This is a genomic window from Enterobacter sp. CFEC122 (genome assembly GCF_052983755.1).
In genome coordinates this window covers 161,748-171,660 of sequence record NZ_JBRIQR010000004.1, presented here as the reverse complement: position 1 = coordinate 171,660, position 9,913 = coordinate 161,748, and the positions used below count along the sequence as shown (strand labels likewise).

The 9,913-nt window shown below is 55.6% G+C and carries 7 protein-coding genes; 1 reads left to right on the top strand and 6 read right to left on the bottom strand.

The annotated features are described in order from the left end of the window. Positions 1–2,122, top strand: a 2,122-nt coding sequence (locus tag ACVCAM_RS05165) for an autotransporter family protein (protein WP_447093546.1), incomplete at its 5' end; no start/stop codon positions are given. 48 nt (positions 2,123–2,170) lie between these two features. Here ACVCAM_RS05165 and ACVCAM_RS05160 read toward each other — a convergent pair. From ACVCAM_RS05160 to fkpB, 6 genes are all read right to left on the bottom strand, one after another. After that, a complete protein-coding gene (locus ACVCAM_RS05160) occupies positions 2,171–2,404 on the bottom strand; it encodes a YgdI/YgdR family lipoprotein (RefSeq protein ID WP_021240552.1) in 234 nt (77 codons plus the stop codon). A 139-nt stretch (positions 2,405–2,543) separates the two neighbouring features. Next, positions 2,544–5,768, bottom strand: coding sequence for a carbamoyl-phosphate synthase large subunit (gene carB / locus ACVCAM_RS05155; protein ID WP_023293310.1), 3,225 nt, complete (start codon positions 5,766–5,768; stop codon positions 2,544–2,546). Between the two features lie 18 nt (positions 5,769–5,786). Continuing rightward, the gene (carA, locus tag ACVCAM_RS05150) at positions 5,787–6,935 is read right to left on the bottom strand and encodes a glutamine-hydrolyzing carbamoyl-phosphate synthase small subunit (protein ID WP_010427050.1); all 1,149 of its coding nucleotides are present in this window, start codon (positions 6,933–6,935) and stop codon (positions 5,787–5,789) included. Between the two features lie 454 nt (positions 6,936–7,389). Continuing rightward, the gene (gene dapB / locus ACVCAM_RS05145; RefSeq protein ID WP_407223048.1) at positions 7,390–8,211 is read right to left on the bottom strand and encodes a 4-hydroxy-tetrahydrodipicolinate reductase; all 822 of its coding nucleotides are present in this window, start codon (positions 8,209–8,211) and stop codon (positions 7,390–7,392) included. Between the two features lie 205 nt (positions 8,212–8,416). Further along, positions 8,417–9,367, bottom strand: a complete 951-nt coding sequence (gene ispH, locus ACVCAM_RS05140) for a 4-hydroxy-3-methylbut-2-enyl diphosphate reductase (RefSeq protein WP_023293312.1) — start codon at positions 9,365–9,367, stop codon at positions 8,417–8,419. Between the two features lies 1 nt (position 9,368). Then, positions 9,369–9,818: an FKBP-type peptidyl-prolyl cis-trans isomerase gene (gene fkpB / locus ACVCAM_RS05135; protein WP_023345412.1), complete on the bottom strand. Its 450-nt coding sequence runs from the start codon at positions 9,816–9,818 to the stop codon at positions 9,369–9,371. Between the last annotated feature and the right edge of the window lie 95 nt (positions 9,819–9,913).

Here is a 9,913-nt window from a genome sequence, read left to right as displayed (position 1 = left end):
AAATTCCAAAGGAAATACCCTGGAATTGCTCGGCATGGGTTCGGAAGACAGTAACTTTACTGGTCTGAATGAAGGCGATGGTTTTGCCAGTGTCACAATGAACGGCGAAAGCTGGGCACTGTCAGGCAAGCTTGACATAATTGGCTCAGGCGACTCCTTGCTGATAAACACGGGCGCATTAACCCTGTCTGGCGCGGTATCGAATACCGGTATTACACGGGTGGCCAAAGACGCCTTGCTGCAACTTGGTGATGGCGAAAAAACAGCGACGCTCAGCGGTGGACTCACCAACAACGGTACCGTCACTTTTAATCAGGGAAGCAATTTCACTTTCGCCACCAATATGACCGGTAGCGGTAACGTCGAAAAAGTTGATTCCAACACGCTGACCCTGACGGGCAAAAATAGCTATACAGGGGATACGGTTCTTCACGGCGGCACTACGCTGGTATCTTCAGGAGCAACACTCGGTGTCAAGGGCAGTAACGCCACCGTGACCATTGATAACGGCGCGACCTTTGCAACCGCAGGTGAAGTTAACAATAACATTGCCATTCTTAACGGCGGTACGCTGGCGGCATGGAATGCAGTCCAGGGTAACGCCACGCTCAGCGCTGCCGGCGTTGATACTATCAACGGCAACGTGACTAATGGCGGCACGCTGTTACTCAGCGCCGCCAATAACAGCGTTGGCAACAATTTCACCATTAACGGCGACTATACCGGCTCCGCGGGCAGCCAGATCGTGTTAAACAGTACGCTCGGTGAGGATAATGCACCAACCGACCATCTCACCATCACCGGGAGCAGCTTTGGCCAATCCGGGGTCAGCGTCAGCAACATGGGGGGGCTGGGCGCGCAAACCGTAAACGGTATGGAAATTGTCAGAGTTGGCGGCAGTTCAGAAGCTCAGCTCACCCTGGCAAAACCGGTTGTTGCGGGTGCGTATGAGTATAATCTTTATCAGCACGGCGACGGAAACTGGTATCTGGAATCGAAGGCAACGCCATCAGACATTCCGGCAGACGATACCGATACCGACAACGGCAATAATACCGACAACGGTGGTAATACCGACAACGGCAGTAACACCGACAATGGCGGTAATACCGACAACGGCAGTAACACCGACAACGGCAGTAACACTGACAACGGTGGTAACACCGACAACGGCAGCAATAGCGGTCCCGAAGTCATGGCTCCTGAGGTCGGCGCTTACTTAGGTAACTACCTTGCCGCGCAGAGCATGTTCCTGCACAAGCGTGACGATCGCGATCAGATCACCTTCCGTAACGAGGAAGATCTCAACACCTGGATGTACGTCAAAGGCCGCTACCATGAAAACAATGCGGGCGGTGACAAAGTCAGCTATGACACCACCATCACTGTCCTTCAGGTAGGCAGCGACTTCATGAGTAAGCCAATGGACAACGGCATCCTGCGTGCGGGTGGCATGTTCGGGGCAGGTCAGGCGAAGACCCACTCTGATGCAAAACACAACGTACGTGATGCGCAGGGCAAAGTGGATGGCTTTAACGTCGGCCTGTATGCAACCTGGCAGGAAGATCAGAAGCTGCGTCTGGGCAGCTACGTTGATACCTGGGCCGCCTATAGCTGGTACAACAATAAAGTGACCAGCAACCGTAATGATGAAGATTACGACAGTGAAGGCTTCGCGGCATCCGTCGAAGTGGGCCATGCATGGGTGATTGATTCAGAAAATGAGCGCACCTGGAAAATCGAACCTCAGGCGCAGGTTATCTACAGCTATCTGGATCAGGAAAACCATACCGATCGCGACGGCGTGCGGATTACCACGCTGGACAACGACGGTCTGTTTGGTCGTCTGGGCGTCAAATCAAGCTACTTCGAACAGAAAGACGTGAAAGCCTGGCAGCCGTACGTTGCCGTGAACTGGCTGAAAGGCGCAGGTCAGAACGATCTGGCGTTTAACGGCGAGACCGTCAGCAACGATACGCCGGAAGATCGTGGTCAGTTAGAGCTGGGCGTCACCGGCAACCTGAACGAAACCACGACGCTCTCCCTGCGCGCCAGCGGCGAGTGGGGTGAGAACAGCTATGCTGCTTATGGCGGTCATATCCTGCTGAACCACCGCTGGTAATCGTTCCTGAAAGACTAAAAGCCGTTGCAAACGCCACGGCTTTTTTTATTAGTTATCCAGCTCGCCCATTGATTTCACCTGATCGCGGTTGATCTGCTCGGTCTGACCCGTTTCCGCATTTTTATACGACACCAGACCGGTATCGTCATCGACCTGTGGTTTTCCGTCGGTGACAATGGTTTTGCCATCGGTGGTTTTCACTGCCTGGTTAGAGGAACAGCCCGCGACGGTAAACGTTGCAGTAGCGGCAAGAAGGGTGGCGATCAGTAATTTATTTTGCATGGTGTTTTCCCCTGCTCTCAGTTGAATTTCGTTATCGACCTAACAATTTTAGGCTAACTGACTGAAAGAGGATGAAAAACCAGAAGGTCCTGAAGATGGGGTGAATGCCCGGCAACCGAACGGCACCGGGCATTTTTACTTACTTGCTAATCTGCGCGTGCATTTCCTGAACCGAAATCACCTTCTCGGTAGCATCCGCATTCAGCGCCATGGCCGTTGCGAAACCGCCGTTCAGGGTGGTGTCGTAGTGCACTTTGTACTGCAGCGCGCTGCGGCGAATCAGCTTGGAGTCTTCAATCGCCTGGCGGCCTGCGGTGGTGTTGATGATGTAGGTGTATTCGCCATTCTTGATACGATCCTGAATGTGCGGACGACCTTCATGCACCTTGTTCACCAGACGCGGGTTGATACCCGCTTCGCCCAGCACAATTGCCGTACCGTGGGTCGCGTCCAGCTCAAAGCCCTGCTTCAGCAGCTTGGCCGCAAGGTCAACCACGCGCTCTTTATCGCCTTCGCGAACAGAGAGCAGCGCACGGCCCGATTTTCTCATGGTCGAGCTGCTGCCCAGCTGCGCCTTGGCAAACGCTTCTGCGAAGGTACGGCCCACGCCCATCACTTCCCCGGTTGAGCGCATTTCTGGCCCTAACAGCGGGTCAACGCCCGGGAATTTGTTGAACGGCAGCACCACTTCTTTCACCGAGTAGTACGGTGGAATGATCTCTTTGGTCACGCCCTGCTGTGCCAGCGTCTGGCCTGCCATCACGCGCGCCGCCACTTTCGCCAGCGGAATACCGGTGGCTTTAGAGACGAACGGTACGGTACGTGCCGCACGCGGGTTGACTTCAATCAGGTAGACTTCGTTGTCTTTCACCGCGAACTGGACGTTCATCAGGCCGCGAACCTGCAGCTCGAAGGCCAGCTTCTGCACCTGCTGGCGCATCACGTCCTGAATTTCCTGGCTCAGGGTGTACGCTGGCAGAGAACAGGCGGAGTCGCCGGAGTGTACGCCCGCCTGCTCGATATGCTCCATGATGCCGCCAATCAGCACCATTTCGCCGTCGCAGATGGCGTCAACGTCCACTTCTACCGCATCGTCGAGGAAGCGGTCAAGCAGCACTGGTGCATCGTTGGAGACGCTCACCGCCGTCTGGAAGTAGCGACGCAGGTCGGCTTCGTCGTAGACGATTTCCATCGCGCGGCCGCCCAGCACATAAGAAGGACGCACCACCAGCGGGTAGCCAATCTCTTTCGCCTTCTCTACGGCCTGTTCGATGGCCGTCACCGTGGCGTTCGCCGGCTGTTTCAGCTTCAGACGGTCAACCGCCTGCTGGAAACGCTCGCGGTCTTCCGCGCGGTCAATCGCATCCGGGCTGGTCCCGATAACCGGTACGCCTGCCGCTTCCAGCGCGCGCGCCAGCTTCAGCGGCGTCTGGCCACCGTACTGCACGATAACGCCTTTTGGCTTCTCGATGCGCACGATTTCCAGCACGTCTTCCAGGGTAACCGGCTCGAAGTAGAGGCGGTCAGAGGTGTCGTAGTCGGTGGAGACGGTTTCTGGGTTACAGTTGACCATGATGGTCTCGTAACCGTCTTCACGCAGCGCCAGCGAGGCGTGTACGCAGCAGTAGTCGAACTCGATGCCCTGGCCGATACGGTTTGGACCGCCGCCCAGCACCATAATCTTGTCGCGGTCAACTGACGGATTTGCTTCGCACTCGTCTTCATAGGTGGAGTACATGTACGCGGTGTCGGTAGAAAACTCTGCCGCACAGGTGTCGACGCGCTTGTAAACCGGGTGCAGGTCGTACTGGTCGCGCAGCTTGCGGATCTCCGCTTCGCGCACGCCCGCCAGCTTAGCCAGACGCGCGTCGGCGAATCCTTTACGCTTCAGCATGCGCAGGAAGTCTGCGTCCAGGCCGTTGATGCCCAGCTCTGCCACTTTCTCTTCCAGACGCACCAGCTCTTCAATCTGTACCAGGAACCAGCGGTCGATGTTGGTCAGGTTGAACACGCCGTCGACGGACAGGCCGGCACGGAAGGCATCGGCGATGTACCAGATACGTTCTGCGCCTGCGTCTTTCAGCTCGCGACGGATTTTGGTCAGCGCTTCCGGGTCGTCCAGGCTCACTTTTGGGTCAAAGCCGGTCGCGCCCACTTCGAGGCCGCGCAGCGCTTTCTGCAGGGATTCCTGCTGCGTGCGGCCAATCGCCATCACTTCACCGACGGATTTCATCTGGGTGGTCAGACGGTCGTTGGCGCCGGCAAATTTCTCGAAGTTGAAGCGTGGAATTTTGGTGACAACGTAGTCGATGGACGGCTCGAAGGACGCAGGGGTGCGGCCACCGGTGATGTCGTTCATCAGCTCATCGAGGGTATAACCCACCGCCAGTTTCGCCGCCACTTTCGCAATCGGGAAGCCGGTCGCTTTAGAGGCCAGCGCGGAGGAACGGGACACGCGCGGGTTCATTTCGATAACAATCAGACGGCCGGTTTTCGGGTTTACGGAGAACTGTACGTTAGAACCGCCGGTTTCCACGCCGATTTCACGCAGTACCGCCATCGAGGCGTTACGCATGATTTGATACTCTTTGTCGGTCAGCGTCTGGGCTGGCGCAACGGTGATGGAGTCGCCGGTGTGGATACCCATCGCATCGAAGTTTTCGATGGAGCAGACGATGATGCAGTTGTCGTTTTTATCACGCACCACTTCCATCTCGTACTCTTTCCAGCCAATCAGCGATTCATCAATCAGCAGCTCTTTGGTTGGGGAAAGATCCAGACCGCGTTCGCAAATTTCTTCGAACTCTTCGCGGTTGTAGGCAATACCGCCGCCGGTGCCGCCCATGGTGAACGATGGACGGATGATGCACGGATAGCCCACGTCAGCCGCAACGGCCAGCGCTTCTTCCATGTTGTGTGCGATACCGGAGCGCGCGGTGTCGAGGCCGATTTTCTTCATCGCCACGTCGAAGCGGCGACGGTCTTCGGCTTTATCAATCGCGTCGGCGGTCGCGCCAATCATGGTCACGCCGAACTCGGCCAGCACGCCCTGACGCTCCAGCTCCAGCGCGCAGTTCAGCGCCGTCTGGCCGCCCATGGTCGGCAGCACCGCGTCCGGGCGCTCTTTTTCGATGATTTTACGCACCACTTCCCAGTGAATCGGCTCAATGTAGGTTGCATCAGCCATTTCCGGGTCGGTCATGATGGTCGCCGGGTTAGAGTTCACCAGGATAACGCGGTAACCCTCTTCACGCAGGGCTTTACACGCCTGCGCGCCGGAGTAGTCGAATTCGCAGGCCTGGCCGATAACGATCGGGCCAGCGCCAAGGATCAGGATGCTTTTTATGTCTGTACGTTTTGGCATTGTCTTCTCGGCTCCTGATTATTTAGCGGTCTTACGGTATTGCTCGATAAGTTCGATGAAGTGATCGAACAGCGGCGCGGCGTCGTGCGGGCCCGGGCTCGCTTCCGGGTGGCCCTGGAAGCTGAATGCTGGCTTATCGGTACGATGAATCCCCTGCAGGGTGCCATCGAACAGCGACTTATGGGTCACGCGCAGGTTAGCCGGCATTGAGGCTTCATCGACGGCAAAGCCGTGGTTCTGCGCGGTGATCATCACCGTGTTGTTATCGATGTCTTTCACCGGGTGGTTACCACCGTGGTGGCCGAACTTCATCTTGACGGTGTTCGCACCGCTCGCCAGCGCCAGCAGCTGATGGCCGAGGCAGATGCCGAATACCGGGATATCGGTTTCCAGGAAGGACTTAATGGCGGCGATGGCGTAATCGCACGGCGCCGGGTCGCCAGGACCGTTGGACAGGAAAATACCGTCCGGATTCATCTTCAACACGTCTTCGGCAGACGTTTGTGCAGGCACCACCGTCAGGCGGCAGCCGCGGTCAACCAGCATGCGCAGGATGTTGCGCTTGGCGCCAAAATCGTAGGCCACCACGTGGAACGGCAGCTCGCTCTCTTTTTTCGCTTCCGGCAGGTCGCCTTCCAGCGTCCAGCTACCCTGAGTCCAGCTGTAGGCTTCAGCGGTAGTCACTTCTTTCGCCAGGTCCATGCCGTTCAGGCCCGGGAAAGCTTTCGCTTTTTCCAGCGCCAGCGTCGCATCGAGGTTATCACCTGCGATGATGCAGCCGTTCTGTGCACCCTTCTCGCGCAGCAGACGCGTTAACTTACGGGTATCGATATCGGCAATCGCCACGATGTTATGGCGCTTCAGGTAAGAAGAGAGATCTTCAGTGTTGCGGAAGTTGCTGGCAATCAGCGGCAGGTCACGAATGACAAGGCCTTGCGCATGTACCTGAGAGGATTCTTCGTCAGCCGCATTGGTGCCGACATTGCCGATATGAGGATAAGTAAGAGTAACGATTTGGCGAGAATAGGAAGGATCAGTGAGGATTTCTTGATAACCGGTCATTGAAGTATTGAAAACGACTTCCCCAACCGCCGAACCCGTTGCCCCTATGGCCCGACCGATAAACTGGGTTCCGTCTTCCAGAACCAATAGCGCTGACTTAATCAAAACACCCTCCAGAGAATATTCACTCACTTTATTTGCATATTAATGCATAACTATGTCATGGATCAATGCAAATGTGTTGCCAGCGGATTTTTGGCAAACGGCGGCATTCTGGAGATTTGGTGGGTAAAAGTCAACTTAAAACCGATATTTTGTTTAGTCTTTTGCGTATCTGGCGAGGCGAGTGAAGCTTAAGCGACAAAAAGATCAGGTAAATCACTGCGGAAAACGCTTGCGCGCCGGGTTTAATGAAAAATGAGTCGACGCAGCATCAAAAAGTGGACCAAGTGGTCAAAATTTACATTTCAGTAACGAGAATCAAGAGGAACAGCTATACTTTCAAGGCTAAATGAACAAAATAATCACGAAACAGATAAAATAAAAGGGCAATAAATTATTGCCCTATGCAATCAAATAATTACGACTGCAATAACCACATCACGATGGGTAATAATGCTTACAAATTGTTGAGATCCAGCACATCTCTCATATCAAAAAGGCCATTTCTCTTCTCTTTCAGCCACAAAGCGGATCGAACGGCACCATTGGCAAACGTCATTCGGCTGGACGCTTTATGCGTAATTTCGACGCGCTCGCCAATATCGGCGAACATCGCGGTATGTTCGCCGACGATGTCACCCGCCCGGACGGTTGCGAAACCAATGGTGCCTGGCACGCGTTCCCCGGTGTGGCCTTCGCGGGCATAGACCGCACAGTCTTTTAAATCTTTATCAAGTGCATGAGCAATCGCTTCGCCCATCGCCAGCGCCGTGCCGGATGGCGCATCAACCTTATAGCGGTGGTGAGCTTCAACAATCTCAATATCGGTGTAGTTGCCCATCACCTTCGCGGCCTTCTCCAGCAGCTTCAGCATGACGTTAACCCCCACGCTAAAGTTTGCGGCGAAGACAATCGCAATCTCTTTGGATGCATCCTGGATAGCCTGCTTGCCCGCATCGTCAAAACCGGTGGTGCCGATCACCATCCCCTTGCCGTGCTGGCGGCAAAATGCCAGATGCGTGAGCGTCCCTTCCGGGCGGGTAAAATCGATGAAGACATCGAAGTCCTCTTTAACCGCCTCCAGGCTGCTTTGTACGGTGACGCCGGTCTTTCCCGCGCCCGCCAGCTCACCAGCATCGGTCCCCAGAAGTGATGAACCGTCACGCTCCAGCGCCGCGCCAAGTGCTACGCCATCCATCTGAAGTGCCGCCTGAATCAGCTGACGGCCCATACGTCCACCCGCGCCCGCAATGGCGACACGGATCTGTGCATCATGCATAGTTATTCTCTTACGTTAAAATGATGTAAACCGTTTTCAGATTAACCAGCCTTTCTGAGCACTGCCAACTGAAAACACCAATAATTAGAATTTAACGTGAAACCGACTTAAATATCAGTAAAAGACATGATTTTGTCGTCACGATAAAGTAACGGGTAAAAAAAAGGCCAGCACAGGAGGTGCTGGCCTTTCATCAGAAAAGGGACTATTCGACTTCGCGGGCGTCGATTCTCAGTTCTTTCGGTACTTCGAAAACAATGTTCTCTTCACGTCCTTCCAGCGGCACCGCTTCGCCGCCGCCCAGCTCCTGCAGGCGGGAAATGACGTTTTGTACCAGAATATCCGGCGCGGACGCCCCGGCCGTCACGCCAACGCAGGCCGCGTCTTTAACCCACGCTTCCTGAATATCCGTGGCATCGTCGATCAGGAACGCCGCCTTCCCCATTCGCTGTGCCAGTTCAGCCAGACGGTTAGAGTTGGAGGAGTTCTTAGAGCCGACCACCAGCACCACGTCCGCCTGTTCAGCCAGCGCGCGCACCGCTTCCTGACGATTGGTGGTGGCGTAGCAAATGTCATCCTTGCGCGGCCCGACGATTTTCGGGAAGCGCTGACGCAGGGCGTCAATCACGTCTGAGGTATCGTCGACGGAGAGCGTCGTCTGGGTCATAAACGACAGGCGCGCTTCGTTTTTCACGTTCAGCGTCAGGACATCTTCCGGCGACTCCACCAGGTACATTCCCCCTTCCGGGTTGCTGTACTGGCCCATGGTGCCTTCAACTTCCGGGTGGCCGGCATGGCCAATCAGGATCGACTCTTCACCACGGCGGCTGGCGCGCGCCACTTCCATATGCACTTTTGTCACTAATGGACAGGTGGCATCGAAGACGGTCAGATCGCGACTTTTCGCTTCGTTACGGACCGCCTGAGAGACGCCGTGCGCGGAGAAAATCAGGATCGCACCGTCAGGCACTTCGCTGATCTGCTCGATAAAGATGGCACCGCGATCGCGCAGGCTGTCGACCACGTAGCGGTTATGCACCACTTCGTGACGCACATAAATCGGCGCGCCGTAAATTTCCAGCGCGTTTTCAACAATGCTGATAGCGCGGTCTACACCGGCGCAAAAGCCGCGCGGGTTAGCCAACAGGATCTGCATCTCAGGCCTCCAGTGCCGGATCGATTTCCAGCACTTCAATATCAAAATGAACGGTACGCCCGGCAAGCGGATGGTTGAAGTCAACGGTAATCGAGTCGCCGTTGATTTCGCGGATCACGCCAGGCATTTCGCTGCCGTCCATAGCGGTAAAGAGCATAATTGCCCCGATCTCCGGTTCACCCGCGTCCATAAACTCACGACGGGAGAAATACTGGATCAGATCCGGGCTTGGCACGCCAAACGCGGCATCCGGCTCCAGCGAAAAGGCTTTTTTCTCACCCTCTTTCAGACCGAGAAGCTGCTGCTCAAGACCTTCAGACAGGGAGGTATCGCCAAGACGAAACAGGGCCGGTTTGCCGTTGTTGCGGGTGGATTCGGCCGTGGAGCCGTCATCCAGCTTCAGCGTAAAGTGAACGAGAACCGCGCTGTTGCTCTGTACGGATTTAGACATGCAAATTGCTCGCTTGTTTTGGGTCACCTGTTGCCCGGTGGCGCTACGCTTACCGGGCCTACGGGAAGCCACAAATTCGGTAGGCCGGGTAAGCG

What these genes read in the sequence shown, in the direction of transcription:
- ACVCAM_RS05160 (WP_021240552.1), bottom strand. Translation starts at nt 2,404, where the DNA reads ATGCAAAATAAATTACTGATCGCCACCCTTCTTGCCGCTACTGCAACG.
- carB (WP_023293310.1), bottom strand. Translation starts at nt 5,768, where the DNA reads ATGCCAAAACGTACAGACATAAAAAGCATCCTGATCCTTGGCGCTGGC.
- dapB (WP_407223048.1), bottom strand. Translation starts at nt 8,211, where the DNA reads ATGCATGATGCACAGATCCGTGTCGCCATTGCGGGCGCGGGTGGACGT.
- ispH (WP_023293312.1), bottom strand. Translation starts at nt 9,367, where the DNA reads ATGCAGATCCTGTTGGCTAACCCGCGCGGCTTTTGCGCCGGTGTAGAC.
- fkpB (WP_023345412.1), bottom strand. Translation starts at nt 9,818, where the DNA reads ATGTCTAAATCCGTACAGAGCAACAGCGCGGTTCTCGTTCACTTTACG.